The sequence below is a fragment of the Mesorhizobium caraganae genome, assembly GCF_016836705.1.
Classification (GTDB): domain Bacteria; phylum Pseudomonadota; class Alphaproteobacteria; order Rhizobiales; family Rhizobiaceae; genus Mesorhizobium; species Mesorhizobium caraganae.
Map to the genome: position 1 here is coordinate 648904 of NZ_JAFCGY010000001.1, position 12601 is coordinate 661504.

14 protein-coding genes are annotated in these 12601 nt (G+C 64.2%); 7 read left to right on the forward strand and 7 right to left on the reverse strand.

Translation table 11 applies throughout. The features are described from left to right. Positions 1-24: 24 nt before the first annotated feature. The gene (rph, locus tag JQK88_RS03180; protein ID WP_192258687.1) at positions 25-741 is read right to left on the reverse strand and encodes a ribonuclease PH; all 717 of its coding nucleotides are present in this window, start codon (positions 739-741) and stop codon (positions 25-27) included. Between the two features lie 253 nt (positions 742-994). Here rph and hrcA point away from each other — a divergent pair, with 253 nt between their 5' ends. The 3 genes from hrcA to JQK88_RS03195 all read left to right on the forward strand — a co-directional run bounded on the left by hrcA (position 995) and on the right by JQK88_RS03195 (position 3775). After that, the gene (gene hrcA / locus JQK88_RS03185; protein ID WP_192258686.1) at positions 995-2080 is read left to right on the forward strand and encodes a heat-inducible transcriptional repressor HrcA; all 1086 of its coding nucleotides are present in this window, start codon (positions 995-997) and stop codon (positions 2078-2080) included. A 36-nt stretch (positions 2081-2116) separates the two neighbouring features. Beyond that, positions 2117-2320: a hypothetical protein gene (locus JQK88_RS03190; RefSeq protein ID WP_192258685.1), complete on the forward strand. Its 204-nt coding sequence runs from the start codon at positions 2117-2119 to the stop codon at positions 2318-2320. Positions 2321-2425: 105 nt separating this feature from the next. Then, positions 2426-3775, forward strand: a complete 1350-nt coding sequence (locus JQK88_RS03195) for a PQQ-dependent sugar dehydrogenase (protein ID WP_203277404.1) — start codon at positions 2426-2428, stop codon at positions 3773-3775. Here the strand turns inward: JQK88_RS03195 and JQK88_RS03200 are convergent. After that, the gene (locus tag JQK88_RS03200; protein WP_192258683.1) at positions 3754-4686 is read right to left on the reverse strand and encodes a hypothetical protein; all 933 of its coding nucleotides are present in this window, start codon (positions 4684-4686) and stop codon (positions 3754-3756) included. The genes JQK88_RS03195 and JQK88_RS03200 overlap by 22 nt on opposite strands. Positions 4687-4908: 222 nt before the next feature. Between JQK88_RS03200 and JQK88_RS03205 the strand changes: the two genes are divergently transcribed. The 3 genes from JQK88_RS03205 to JQK88_RS03215 all read left to right on the forward strand — a co-directional run bounded on the left by JQK88_RS03205 (position 4909) and on the right by JQK88_RS03215 (position 7444). Continuing rightward, complete coding sequence (locus JQK88_RS03205; protein WP_192258682.1) at positions 4909-5526, forward strand: LysE family translocator; 618 nt, start codon at positions 4909-4911, stop codon at positions 5524-5526. Positions 5527-5717: 191 nt separating this feature from the next. Beyond that, positions 5718-6698, forward strand: coding sequence for a cysteine synthase A (gene cysK / locus JQK88_RS03210; protein WP_112559107.1), 981 nt, complete (start codon positions 5718-5720; stop codon positions 6696-6698). A 119-nt stretch (positions 6699-6817) separates the two neighbouring features. Then, positions 6818-7444 carry a glutathione S-transferase family protein gene (locus tag JQK88_RS03215; RefSeq protein WP_203277405.1) on the forward strand — a complete coding sequence of 209 codons (627 nt, stop codon included), beginning with the start codon at positions 6818-6820 and terminating at the stop codon, positions 7442-7444. A gap of 7 nt (positions 7445-7451) precedes the next feature. Here JQK88_RS03215 and JQK88_RS03220 read toward each other — a convergent pair whose 3' ends face one another. After that, entirely contained in the window at positions 7452-8696 is a 1245-nt protein-coding gene (locus JQK88_RS03220) for an RNA polymerase sigma factor (RefSeq protein WP_203277406.1), read from the reverse strand. A gap of 7 nt (positions 8697-8703) precedes the next feature. Continuing rightward, positions 8704-9072, reverse strand: coding sequence for a YciI family protein (locus JQK88_RS03225; RefSeq protein ID WP_192258679.1), 369 nt, complete (start codon positions 9070-9072; stop codon positions 8704-8706). 225 nt (positions 9073-9297) lie between these two features. Between JQK88_RS03225 and JQK88_RS03230 the strand changes: the two genes are divergently transcribed. Next, entirely contained in the window at positions 9298-9759 is a 462-nt protein-coding gene (locus JQK88_RS03230) for a RidA family protein (RefSeq protein ID WP_192258678.1), read from the forward strand. A 15-nt stretch (positions 9760-9774) separates the two neighbouring features. Here the strand turns inward: JQK88_RS03230 and JQK88_RS03235 are convergent, their stop codons facing one another. The 3 genes from JQK88_RS03235 to JQK88_RS03245 all read right to left on the reverse strand — a co-directional run bounded on the left by JQK88_RS03235 (position 9775) and on the right by JQK88_RS03245 (position 12253). Then, entirely contained in the window at positions 9775-11445 is a 1671-nt protein-coding gene (locus JQK88_RS03235; RefSeq protein WP_203277407.1) for a saccharopine dehydrogenase family protein, read from the reverse strand. A gap of 62 nt (positions 11446-11507) precedes the next feature. Beyond that, a complete protein-coding gene (locus JQK88_RS03240; protein ID WP_312037225.1) occupies positions 11508-11933 on the reverse strand; it encodes a thiol-disulfide oxidoreductase DCC family protein in 426 nt (141 codons plus the stop codon). 179 nt (positions 11934-12112) lie between these two features. After that, complete coding sequence (locus tag JQK88_RS03245; protein ID WP_023672040.1) at positions 12113-12253, reverse strand: hypothetical protein; 141 nt, start codon at positions 12251-12253, stop codon at positions 12113-12115. Positions 12254-12601 lie beyond the last annotated feature (348 nt).

Sequence of the window (12601 nt, forward strand, 5' to 3'; positions counted from 1 at the left end):
CCGACATCATCGCAGTAAATTCAATCAGGCCACAGCCATCTGCTGCAAACTCACCAACCTTTGGATGCCCTTCTTGGCCAGACCCATCAGCTCCGCGAACTGGCCTTCGGAGAAAGGCTCGCCCTCGGCGGTACCCTGGATCTCGACGATGCCACCCTTGCCGGTCATGACGAAATTGGCGTCGGTGCCGGCCGACGAATCCTCGATATAGTCGAGATCGATGACCGGCTGGCCGTCATGGATGCCGCAGGAAATCGCCGCGACATGGTCTTTCAGCACTTTGGCAACGCTGGCCATCTGCCGTGCTTCCATCCAGCGCAGGCAATCGTAGAGCGCCACCCAGCCGCCGGTGATCGAGGCCGTGCGGGTGCCGCCATCGGCCTGGATGACATCGCAGTCGACGGTGATCTGCTGTTCGCCAAGCGCCTGCAGGTCGACGACCGCGCGCAGCGAACGGCCGATCAGCCGCTGGATCTCCAGCGTGCGGCCGCCTTGTTTGCCGGCAGAAGCTTCACGGCGCATGCGTTCGCCGGTCGAGCGCGGCAGCATGCCGTATTCAGCCGTCACCCAGCCCTTGCCGGAATTGCGCATCCAGCTCGGCACCTTTTCCTCCAGGCTCGCCGTGCACAGAACATGCGTGTCGCCGAATTTCACCAGGCACGAGCCTTCGGCGTGTTTGGACACGCCGCGCTCGAAGGAGATGGCGCGCATTTCGTCGGCTTGGCGTTTGGAGGGGCGCATCGAGGCCTCTTTCTGTTCTTTTTGCGGTTGCGTCGGCGGCTTGTAGACGCATGCAGCCCATGGCGCAAAGGAAAATGGCCGCAAACGCGGCGCCGTGACCGCATACGGCATCGGGCGATCGCAAGAGCGACGCCGCTGGCCGCAAACGCGGCAGCGGGCGGTCTGGAACAGGCGCCGCTGACCGCAAGTGCGGCAGCGGGTTGCGCTGGGGCGAAGGAAGTCTATATCCTTTAGCCGGAGGTTTTTGGCCCGAATGACCAAGGCAGTCACCGAACCCAGTCTGCTGGCACCCGCGCTGCAGTCGCTCGACATGCGCTCGCGTGACATTTTCCGGCGCATCGTTGATTCCTACCTCAAGGATGGTGAGCCTGTGGGATCGCGCAGCCTGTCGCGCATCCTGCCGTCGTCGCTGTCGCCGGCCACCATCCGCAATGTGATGAGCGATCTCGAACATCTCGGCCTGATCTATGCCCCGCACATCTCGGCCGGGCGGCTGCCGACACAGACGGGCCTGCGTTTCTTTGTCGATGCCTTCATGGAGCTCGGCGATCTTTCCGACGAGGAACGCCGCGTCATCGAGGCGCAGGTGCGCGCCTCCGGCTCGGGCGCGACGCTGGAACACATGCTAACCGAGGCCAGCCAGATGCTGTCGGGCATGTCGCGCGGCGCCGGCCTGGTGCTGGCCACCAAGAACGAGGTGGCGCTGAAGCACATCGAGTTCATCCAGCTTGAGCCGACCAAGGCGCTGGCCGTGATGGTGTCGCAGAACGGCGATGTCGAGAACCGTGTCGTCGACCTGCCGGCCGGCATCACAGTCTCGCAGTTGCACGAAGCCTCCAACTTCCTAAACGCCCATATCAGGGGCCGCACGCTCGCCGAGGCGCGCATCGAGATCGCCCGTATCAAGGACGAGACCAGGGCCGCCCTCGACACGCTGTCGCAGGATCTCGTCGAAAAAGGCCTGGCGGTGTGGGCGGGCGCCGACAGCGGCCTGCCGGCGCGTCTCATCGTGCGCGGCCGCGCCAATCTGCTCGAAAATGTCACCGCCCACGCCGACATCGAATTGCTCAGGCACCTGTTCGAGGACCTGGAAACGCAGGACGGGCTGATCCAGCTGCTCGACCTCGCCGAGGACGGCCCCGGCGTGCGCATCTTCATCGGCTCGGAAAACAAGCTGTTTTCGCTCTCAGGCTCGTCGCTGGTGGTGGCGCCTTACCGCGACAAGGATGCCCGCGTCGTCGGCGCGCTCGGCGTCATCGGCCCTACCAGGCTGAATTATGCCCGCATCGTGCCCATGGTCGACTACACTGCCCAATTGATTACCCGGATGTTGAGATAAGTCCGAAGCCGGCATCACCGCAAAGGAGGGCGCAGAATGGCGCTTGAATCGTTCAAGGCCCAGATCAGTCTGCTGCTCGAGGAAATGGTCAACCAGCCCGAGGACGAGCACGAAATCCAGGAGCAGCTGCGCGAAAAACTTCGCGAAATGCGCGCCATGGGCCTGCCGCTGCCGGACGATCTTGTCGCGCTGGAAAAGCGGCTCGACGACGATCTCGACGTCGAGGAAGAAGACAGCTGACGGGTTTCGCTTGAATCTGCGCGCGCACGCTTCTCTTTTGTGGCGCTCACACGATATCTCTTCTTTGCATGACGCCCCGACCGGCGTGAATTCGAGGAGGACAGCATGATCCGGATTGCCGGCTTCGCGAGCCTTGCCCTGCTTGTGGCCACCAGTGCCTTCGCTCAGCAAGCCGATCAACCGCTGCTGACCGGCAAGGACGCTTTCGGCGACTGGAAGGCGGACAAACCGGGCGTGCGCCGGCTGGTCAAGCCGCAGGACCTGCAGGCGCCCTTTGTCACCGAATCCGCATCCAATGGCCCCGGCGTGGCGGAGAGGCCCGAAGGCGCCAATCCAGTTGTGCTGCCGGGTTTTACAGCGGAGCTTATCGCCTCCGGTATCGCCAACCCGCGCGTCGTTCGCGTTGCTCCGAATGGCGACCTGTTTGTTGCCAACAGCAAGGACGACGAGATACGCGTTTATCGTCTCGGAAAGGGTAGCGCAAAACCCGTCCAGAAAGCGATCTTTGCCAGCAACCTGAGCCGACCCTACGGCATCGCCTTCTACCCGCCGGGCGACAAGCCGCAATGGGTCTATATCGCCAACACCGACAGCGTGGTGCGGTTTACCTATCGCGACGGCGACCTGAAAGCCTCAGGCGAAGCGGAGACAATCGTCTCCGACATCCCGTCGGGCGGCCACTGGACCCGCGACATCGCCTTCTCGGCTGACGGCAAGACGCTGTATGTCTCGGTCGGGTCCAGATCGAATGTCGCCGAGGGCACGGGGAAGGAACCGCGTGGCGGCCTCGACGCTTGGGCCAAATCCATGCCTCCAGGCGCCGCCTGGGGCCGGGAGGGCGGCCGTGCCGACGTGCTGGCCTTCGACGCTGACGGCAAGAATGGCCGCATCGTCGCTACCGGCCTGCGCAATTGTTCGGGTATGACCGTGCAGCCGGCGACCGGTGCACTCTGGTGTGTCGTCAACGAGCGCGACGGGCTGGGCGACAATGTGCCGTTCGAATACGCCACCTCCGTCAAGGACGGCGCCTTCTACGGCTGGCCCTGGTACTATATCGGCGCCAATGAGGATCCCCGCCACAAAGGCGCGCGGCCCGACCTCGCCGGCTCGGTCACCCTACCCGACGTGCTGATGCAGGCGCATTCGGCGCCGCTCAACATCACCTTCTACGACGGCGGCAATTTTCCGGCGGAGTATAAGGGTGATGCCTTTGTCGCCCTCCACGGCTCCTGGAACCGCGGTGTGCGCACCGGCTACAAGGTGGTGCGGCTGAAATTCAGCGATGGCAAGCCGACCGGCGAGTATGAGGATTTCATCACCGGCTTCGTCATTTCCAATGACTCCGTCTGGGGCCGGCCTGTCGGCGTCGCGGTGGCCAAAGACGGCGCGCTCATCCTCACCGAGGATGCCAACGGCACCATCTGGCGCATCACTCATGTCGGCGGGCCTTCCTGAGCCCATTGGTTTGGCAAAGAGCTGCCCCAGTGCACGTCCCGATGTATCGCCTTGGGATAGGTATGGATCACCTCGGCCGATGAGACGCGGTCGTCGAAACCGGTATCCCTGAGATTGAAGAGGCCGACCGAGCCGAAGGACTTCTTCGCCCCTTGCGCGAAGCGGCTGTCGCTGAAATCGTGTTCGTAGAGCGTCACCGTGACGTGGCCGTCATTGAGCTTCGGCACGTAAACACTGCTGATCGTGTCGTTGGCGACGCCCAGTTGGTTGACGTTGAAGCGATAGACGTCCTGCACCATGCGCCGGGCCGCATTGCCGTTGATCATCCAGTATTCGCGGCGCGATGCGCGGTTCTGGTCGTCAAGCTTGAGCGCTGCCTTGCGGCCAAGCCCGAGCCAGTGCTCGAACACCATCACATTGGCGCCCCAGGGGTAGGGATAATTGGACTTGTCGACGATGCGCCGCACGCCGGTGTCGGGGATCTCATTGGTGTCGACATAGTCCAGCCATTGCAACTGGAACGACGCTTCTACGTTGAGGTCGCTGTTGCGCGGATCGGAAGCAACGATGCGCCAGTCGGAAACCGGCGGATATTTGGTGTCGAGGTCGATGTAGAATCCGGCCTTGGCATTGTCGTCGGGGTCCGGGGAGTCACGCTCTAACGCGACCAGCCGCACCTCGAAACGGTTGTTGACGACCAGCGGATAGATCATCGGATGAACGGGGTGAGCGCCGGGGTTCCGGCTGTCGGTAAAGTACCCAGGCGCTGGGACGATATCGCTCGCGCCCTTGTCGAACAGGCTGAAGGCCTGCCTCCCCTCGAACCACAGATACCATTCCAGCTCGTGCCCGCGCGCCTCGGAATAGGGCTTCCATTGCAGAAGCTGGATGTGAAGTCGTTTCGCTAGCATGGGCAGCTCCTGTCGGTGTAGCCGCGCAAGAGCGCAGCTATTAGGGATTGCAAAGTGCGGTGGGTCGGATGGGGGATAGCCGCTCTCCCACGGCGCGTAAGTGAACCATCTCTCGTTATCGGCCGTGCCCTGACGGCCGTCAGACCTTGCTGGCGCAATCGAATCCGTTTTACCCCTGCCGGCTTTCATGGCATCAGGGGCACTTCACGGGGTGCAACCGTCATGACCCTCACCGGCTTTCTCGCCTATAGCGCCGCACTCGGCATCGCCGCCGCCATTCCCGGCCCTGGCGTCACCGCGCTTGTGGCGCGGGCGCTGGGCTCCGGCTTCCGCTCGTCACTGGCCATGTCCTTCGGACTGATGCTCGGCGACCTCACTTATCTCACCGCCGTGGTGCTCGGCCTTGCCTTTGTCGCACAGACCTTCGGCATGGTCTTCCTGGCCATCAAATGGCTGGGCGTCGCCTATCTCGCCTTCCTCGGCTGGCGGTTCTGGACCGCCGGCATCACGCCCGAAACGGTCGAGGCCAGGAAAGGCAAGGGTGGTCTGGCATCGAGCTTCCTTGCCGGCCTCACCGTCACGCTCGGCAACCCGAAGACGATGATCTTCTATCTCGCAATCACGCCGACCATCGTCGACCTGAAGACCATCACGCTCGCCGACTACGGCATCCTGGTCGCGCTCACCGTCATCGTGCTCTTCGTGGTGCTGGTGCCTTATCTGGCGCTGGCCGCCAAGGCGCGCTGGTTCCTGAAATCGCCGCGCGCGCTGAAGGCGCTGAACCGCACCGCAGCCGGCTTCATGGTTGGCGCAGCCGCAGCCATTGCGGCGCGTCAGTAGACCGGTTTCAGCCAATCCATTCCGCCAATCGGGCCATCCGGGAAATGCGTTTCCGGGAGGTCAGCCTTTTCAGCAAGCACCCCACTCGATATTTTCGGCCGGCAGCCTATCTTGCGCGATTGAAAGCCCTATTCTGTCCGCCGATGCCAATTGCCTGACCAATTGCCTGATTTGACTTGGGAGCGAAACCAATGAACAAGCCCGTCTCTTCGCCGCGCGTGCCCGGCCGCGGCCGCGTCTACAATTCGATCACCGAGACGATCGGCGACACGCCGTTGGTGCGGCTCGACAAATTCGCCAAGGAGAAAGGCGTCGTTGCCAACCTTCTGGCCAAGCTCGAATTCTTCAACCCGATCGCCTCGGTCAAGGATCGCATCGGCGTTTCGATGATAGAGGCGCTTGAAGCGTCAGGCCGCATCAGGCCCGGCAAGACGACGCTGATCGAGCCGACCTCCGGCAATACCGGCATTGCGCTCGCCTTCGCCGCCGCCGCCAAGGGCTACAAGCTGATCCTGACCATGCCTGAAACCATGTCGGTGGAGCGCCGCAAGATGCTGGCGCTGCTCGGCGCCGAGTTGGTGCTGACCGAAGGTCCCAAGGGCATGAAGGGTGCCATTGCCAAGGCCGACGAACTGGCGGCGACCCTGCCCGATGCGGTCATTCCGCAGCAGTTCGAAAACCCGGCCAATCCGGAGATCCACCGTCGCACCACGGCCGAGGAGATCTGGAACGACACCGATGGCGGTGTCGACATCTTCGTCGCCGGCATCGGCACCGGCGGCACCATCACCGGCGTCGGCCAGGTGCTGAAGCAGCGCAAGCCTTCGGTGCATGTCGTCGCCGTCGAGCCTGAGGCCTCGCCCGTGCTGTCGGGCGGCCAGCCCGGCCCGCACAAAATCCAGGGCATCGGCGCCGGCTTCGCGCCAAAGATCCTCGACACCACGATCTATGACGAGATCGTCAAGGTCTCCAATGAGGATTCGGTCGCCAACGCTCGCCTCGTCGCCCGCCTCGAAGGTGTGCCGGTCGGCATCTCGTCGGGCGCCGCACTCCAGGCGGCGATCGTCGTCGGCTCGCGGCCGGAGAACAAGGGCAAGAACCTGGTGGTGATCATCCCGTCCTTCGCCGAGCGCTATCTGTCGACCATCCTGTTCGACGGGCTGGGGGCTTAGTCCTTACGTCTTCGCTGGACTGCCGAAAAACCGGCCGTGGCTTCAGCCGCCGGCTTGAGCGGAAGGCGGCTTCCGGGTCAAATCGCCCGGCCTGCTTCGTGCAGGTTGGGGAGGATTTTATGTACAAACTTTACACACGCCCAGGCAGTGGCGGCTTCGTCGTCGAGGCCGCGTTGGCGCTGGCAAACGTGCAATTCGACCAGATCGATGTGCCGAAGAAAGACCCGCCGGACCCGACTTTCCTCGACATCAGCCCGTTGAACCAGGTTCCGGTCCTGACCTTGCCCAGCGGTCAGTCGATAACCGAATCGGCGGCGATCTGCATCCTGCTTGCCGAGCGCCACCCGCAGGCGGGTCTGGCGCCGGCCGCCGGATCGCCGGATCGCGCCGATTTCCTGCGCTGGATGGCGTTCATGTCGTCGGTGCTCTACCCAGCCATCCTGCGTCTATACTATGCCCATCGCTACACCACCGATGCCGAGGGCAAGAAAGCCGTCAAGCAGGCAGCCATTGCCGAGATGGACCGCGGCTTCGCCATTGTCGATGCAGCACTTGAGGGGCGAGATTGGCTGGTCGGCGACGCGATGTCGCTGGCCGACATCTATCTCGTCATGCTGGTGGCCTGGCACCCTGATGTCGACAAGGCGCGGGCGGACTGGCCGAACATCGAACGCCTGTGGTCGACATTGCGCGCGCATCCGCTGATGAAACGGCTCAACGCATCGCATGAGATGTGGCCGAGTTGAGCGGCGCTCAATTTCGCAGGATCGCCCGTTTCGCCTGCAGGAAGCGGCGCACGGCCGGGTCGCGCTCGAGGCCGATCGCCCGGTCATAGGCTTCGACCGCTTGCGCTGCATTGCCGAGCCTGGCCAGCAGGCCGGCGCGGGCAGCCCAGTAGGGTTGATAGTCTTTAAGCCGCTTGTCGTCGCCGAGCACGTAAAGCGCCGCAAGTCCCGCCGCCGCCCCGTCGACCTCGGCGATCGCCACGGCGCGGTTGATCGCCACCACCGGCGACCCGGCAATGGCCGACAGCGCATCGTAAAAATTTCGGATCGCCGCCCAGTCGGTCTGGCCGGTCCGCCGCCGCGTCGCGTGCACCGACTGCACGGCCGCTTCGAGTTGGTAACGGCCGATGACGCCCATGGTCGCAGCGTGGCCGAGCAGCGCTTCGGCCTCGTCGATCAGCGCGTGATCCCACAGAAGGCAATCCTGATCGGCAAGCGGAACATAGTCGCCGGCTTCATCGCGCCGCGCCGGGCGGCGCGCCTCGGCGAACAGCATCAGCGCCAGCAGACCGAGCGCTTCCGGCTCGTCGGGCATCAGCGACGCCACCAGCCGCCCGAGCCAGATGCCTTCCGTCGCCAGATTGCGGCGTTGCGTCTCAGTGCCGGCGGGGTCGGTCCAGCCTTCGGCGAAAGCGGCGTAGATCGCCTCCAGCACCGTATCCAGCCGCTCGCCGAGTTCGGCCCGCTCCGGTACGCGGAACGGAATGCCGATCTCGCGGATGCGGCTCTTGGCGCGCACCAGGCGCTGGCCCATCGTCGCCGGCGAGACCAGGAAGGCCGAGGCGATTGCTCCCGCGTCGAAACCCAGAACCGTCTGCAGGATCAGCGGCGCCCGCACGCTGGCCTCGATCGCTGGATGCGCACAGGCAAACATCAGCCTGAGCCGCTCGTCGGGCAGGTCTTCGTCTTGCATGCTTGCCTCCATCTCCTCGGCCATCAGCTTGAGATGGTCGCGGCTCGCCTCGCTGGTCAGCCGACGGCGCACCGCATCGACGCCACGGCGGCGCGCGACCGCTAGCAGCCAGGCCTCGGGCTTCTCGGGCACGCCGGCTTTCGGCCAGCGCTCAAGTGCTGCGGCAAAGGCATCCGCCAGTGCGTCCTCGGCGCCGGCGACATCGCGCGTGCGCGCCGCGAGCCAGGCGACGAGCTTGCCGTAGCTTTGCCGGGCGGCCGCCTCGGCCGCCGCGCGCGCGATCTCCGGTCGACTGTCCATCACTGGGTCATTTCTGAGAAGCGTACTCGGTCATTTCCCAGATCGGCCGCACCTCGATAGTGCCGGCGCTGGCGCCTGGACAGCGCGCTGCCCATGCGATCGCCGCGTCGGCGTCCTCGGCCTCGATCATGTAGAAACCGGCAAGCTGCTCCTTGGTGTCGGCGTAGGGGCCATCGAGCACATTGGTCTTGCCGTTGGCCGTCCGCACCGCGGTGGCAAGCTGGGTCGGCTTCAGTCGGTCGCCGGCGAGCCATGCTCCGGATTTCTTCAACGCTTCGGTGTAGGCGCCGTAGGCGGCGCTGATCTCGTAGGTCCTGTCGCTCGGCGCGGCCGCCATCGCGGCTTCGTTCGCGTATATCAAAAGCATGTATCGCATGGTCTTCTCCTGTTTTTCGAAGGCCGCGTCGTTGCGTGCCGGACGTATGTCGTGTGGCCATGCCCGATTTCGACAGGCTTCAGAAAAACTTTCATCCTCACAAGGAGATTTCGCAAGGACCAGATCTTTCCTGGCTGGACGATGGCAGCACCGGACTGGCAGCGGTCGCGCGCAGCACTATCCTCTGTCGTGGCGGGCACGTCACGCGAGGCATGGGAGGAGAGAATGGAACTCGTGACCCACAAGAAATTCAAGAACGGCCGGTTGATGCCATGGGCAAAGGGCACAGTCGTCAGTGGAGCGAGAGGAACCGTCTATCTCTGCGGCAACACCGCGACATCGGCCGACTATGATCCAGCCGGCAAGAAAGGCGGCGGCTTCGCCGGCGATGCGGCGGCGCAGTGGCGTGAAGTTCTTGGCAACATCAAATCGGATCTGGAGGAACTGGGCAGCAGCCTCGATCACCTCATCAGATTGACCTTCTTCGTCAGAGGGCCATTTCCCGACGGCGGGGTGCTCAGCTCTCCCAATTTTCGCCTCGACGTGCTGGACGCGTTCTTCGCAGAGCATTGTCCGAAGCACTGCAGCTACAACAATCCGCCGCCTTCGGAAGTGATCGGCGTCGCCGCGCTTGCCCAGGCCGACATCGTCATCGAGATCGTCGCCGTCGCCGCGCTGCCGGACTGAGGTCGCGGGGATGGATCAGGCGTTCGGCTCGAGCCAGCCGCGATAGCGCACGATCAGCCCGGTGAGCGGGTGCGAGATCTCGACATGGAAGCGGAAGCGGTCGTCCTCGACGCCCTCATAGGATGCCGAGCGCGGGCAGAGCCACATCGGCAGCTTCAGGCCGAGAAAGCTCCAGCGGCGCAGCACCAGCGACAGTCTTCCCTGCTCTGCCACCAGCGCCATGGCGAAGGTCAGCGGGCCGAAGCGCTCGCACAGCAGCCGCTGCGAGCGGCCTTCACCGACGAACTGGCGGCTGGAGAAAGTGTGAGAGCCAGACGTTCGCGTCCAGGTCTCGCCATCCTTGCCGGCATCGAAGCGGACCTGGACCGGCAAGTCGGCACAGGCGGGAGGAAATCCAACCAACCAGCCAGATAGCCGGCTAAGAATACCGACGCCGCGTTCAACGCTGCCGCGTCCTTCGGCCGTTCCAACGCGCTCATGCATGGCACGGATTTCTTCGGGCAGATCCTGCCAGGCGCCGCCGACCACTTGCGGATAGAGGGGCTTTTCGACGTCGGCAGTGTCACCCCTGAAGCCGGTATAGATCGCCTTGCCGGCAAACAGCGCCCGATAGTCGTCAAGTTCCAGGTCGCGTACCGCCGCTCGCGCCCCTGGGGCCGGCGCCTGTACGTCCAGCGTCTTGCGCACCAGCGCCTCCACCGCCATGGCCGGGATCAGCGGCCCGTCATCGCCTTCGGCCAGCAGATGCCAGGAGCGTTTGATCGCTTCACCCGCCTTGTTGACCCCCTCCACCGCGACGAACATGCCGCCGCGATGTTCGCCCCAGCGCAGCCGGTTGGACGCCCAGTGCATCAGCGGCGCCAGCGGCGACAGCGACCGCACCAGTCCGATCCGCACCAGCCAGGCAAGGCCGATCAAGGCGCGGTGCAGGATTTCGGGAACCGGCCCGGCGCCCATCCAGATGGTTTTGGCCTGCGGCCACAGGTCCGCCAGCGCGCGCAAATCCGGCACGTCGACCAGCGAAAACAGCGTGCTGTTCAGCGGCACCTTGCCCGGCGCGGCAATCGTGTAGCGCATCTCCTCGGTGAGGGGATGGCGCCGCACCATCTCGCCGTCGCGAATCAATTCGACCGGCTGGCCGGCGTAACCGGCAATGGCGCGGATGACATTTTCGCCGACGCCGGCAAAGGGCGACGGCGCGATACCGCCCTGGATTGTGTCGACCCGCGCCATGCCGGCGGAAAGACGACGCACCACCGCTGCGGTCAGCACCGGGAAACTCGACACGCCGGACAGCACGAACAGGCCTGCCTTGCGCGCCGCATCGTCATACGCGGAGACGCCGGCGACGAAGTCCGACCCGTCGGCGAGGTCGAGATAATGGATGCTTTGCGCGATGCAGGCCTCGATCAGCCGGTAGCGGCCCGCGCCATAGGCCTGGAACGGACCGCTGGCGTCGACGACACAATCGGGTTTGAGCGCCGAAAGCTGAGCCGGCAGGTCACCGCCGCGATCGAACGCAAGGGGCACCAGCTCCGCCGCCGCGCCGATGCGGGTTTTGCACCAGGCTTCGGCCTTGGCCAGCCCGCGCCCGGCGACGATCAGCGTCAGGCGCGGTTCGCTCTCCAGCAACTGCACGATGCGGCCGCCGAAAATGCCATAGCCGCCGACGACCAGAAGCCTCATCGCGCTGTTGCCTCCATGCATGTCGTTTCCCCAAAACCGAGGTCACTTTTGGGCGACATGCATCAACCAATCATCCGCGCACGCATCGTGGCGGACGGGATCTCGCAATTGTCCTTGCGGCCGAAGATGGAGTAGCGGTTTTTGGCGATGCGTTCGTAGAGCCAGTCGCGCAAGGGGCGCGGCAACAGCAGCAGGGCTTTCGCCGCCCGCCACGGCCAGCCGAGTTCGGCCATCACGGCAACAAAACTGTCCAGCCGTATGAAAGGAGCGCCATTGATGAGGACCAGATTGGTCTCATAGCTGTCGGTGCGCAGTCCATGCTTGTGGAACAGCGCCGCGCCTAAGGGAGACTGCGCGGTGGCGAAGCGGAAGCGGTTTTTGCTATCGAGCCTGACCACCGTGCGCACGAAGCCAGAGCACAGCACGCAGACGCCATCGAAAACGATCAACGGCTGGCTGGCATCGAAGGGTTCAGGAGAAGAAGTCACGGGACATCCGGCAGCTTGTGTCAGGCGACACTAAGCCTGCCGGCTACGGGATCAAAGCCGCGGCGTTGTCGCACGGCTTCTCGCGGCCAGAGCGGGGCGCTCGGCGCGATAGGTGGTTGCGCGGTGGTCGGCGCCCGGTCTGCAGATCCGGCTGTCGTGACGGCTTTCGAACGTCATGATCAGTGCGCGCCGAGCGAGCTGCCGCGACGGGCGCAGGCCGGGCCCGGTCCGCGCATGTAATAGCGCTCCGGCCGATAGGTCGGCGCGATGAATTCGCGGATGGCGGCGGCATAGCCGGCGATGTGGCCCCAGAATTTCATTTTACTTAGTTCCCTGTCCCGATTTTCGGATGTCCCGTCCGATTGCGGGGATCATAGCGTCGAGGCGTGAATAGTCGGTGAACACGATGTTAATCTTCGGTCGAAAACCCGTCGCTTCGTGGCCGGAATGCGGCTGTTTCGGGGTCTTTCAGAGCCTTTTGAGCCCTTTCCGGCCAATGTGACTTTTGCATCACATATGTTTCGTCTGGATGTCGCTTGGGCGCGGTTCTGTTTCAATTTCGGCGAGCCCCGCGAAATTTCCGTGCGCACGGCTGCAAAGCCGCCAGGCTGCGTTCGGAACCGGAATCGGCTTTACCCGTTCTCGGTTGAACCGCATCGCGCAGGAGT

What these genes read in the sequence shown, in the direction of transcription:
- hrcA (WP_192258686.1), top strand. Translation starts at nt 995, where the DNA reads ATGACCAAGGCAGTCACCGAACCCAGTCTGCTGGCACCCGCGCTGCAG.
- JQK88_RS03235 (WP_203277407.1), bottom strand. Translation starts at nt 11,445, where the DNA reads ATGAGGCTTCTGGTCGTCGGCGGCTATGGCATTTTCGGCGGCCGCATC.
- JQK88_RS03230 (WP_192258678.1), top strand. Translation starts at nt 9,298, where the DNA reads ATGGAACTCGTGACCCACAAGAAATTCAAGAACGGCCGGTTGATGCCA.
- JQK88_RS03195 (WP_203277404.1), top strand. Translation starts at nt 2,426, where the DNA reads ATGATCCGGATTGCCGGCTTCGCGAGCCTTGCCCTGCTTGTGGCCACC.
- JQK88_RS03205 (WP_192258682.1), top strand. Translation starts at nt 4,909, where the DNA reads ATGACCCTCACCGGCTTTCTCGCCTATAGCGCCGCACTCGGCATCGCC.
- JQK88_RS03215 (WP_203277405.1), top strand. Translation starts at nt 6,818, where the DNA reads ATGTACAAACTTTACACACGCCCAGGCAGTGGCGGCTTCGTCGTCGAG.
- JQK88_RS03225 (WP_192258679.1), bottom strand. Translation starts at nt 9,072, where the DNA reads ATGCGATACATGCTTTTGATATACGCGAACGAAGCCGCGATGGCGGCC.
- JQK88_RS03245 (WP_023672040.1), bottom strand. Translation starts at nt 12,253, where the DNA reads ATGAAATTCTGGGGCCACATCGCCGGCTATGCCGCCGCCATCCGCGAA.
- JQK88_RS03220 (WP_203277406.1), bottom strand. Translation starts at nt 8,696, where the DNA reads ATGGACAGTCGACCGGAGATCGCGCGCGCGGCGGCCGAGGCGGCCGCC.
- JQK88_RS03200 (WP_192258683.1), bottom strand. Translation starts at nt 4,686, where the DNA reads ATGCTAGCGAAACGACTTCACATCCAGCTTCTGCAATGGAAGCCCTAT.
- JQK88_RS03190 (WP_192258685.1), top strand. Translation starts at nt 2,117, where the DNA reads ATGGCGCTTGAATCGTTCAAGGCCCAGATCAGTCTGCTGCTCGAGGAA.
- rph (WP_192258687.1), bottom strand. Translation starts at nt 741, where the DNA reads ATGCGCCCCTCCAAACGCCAAGCCGACGAAATGCGCGCCATCTCCTTC.
- cysK (WP_112559107.1), top strand. Translation starts at nt 5,718, where the DNA reads ATGAACAAGCCCGTCTCTTCGCCGCGCGTGCCCGGCCGCGGCCGCGTC.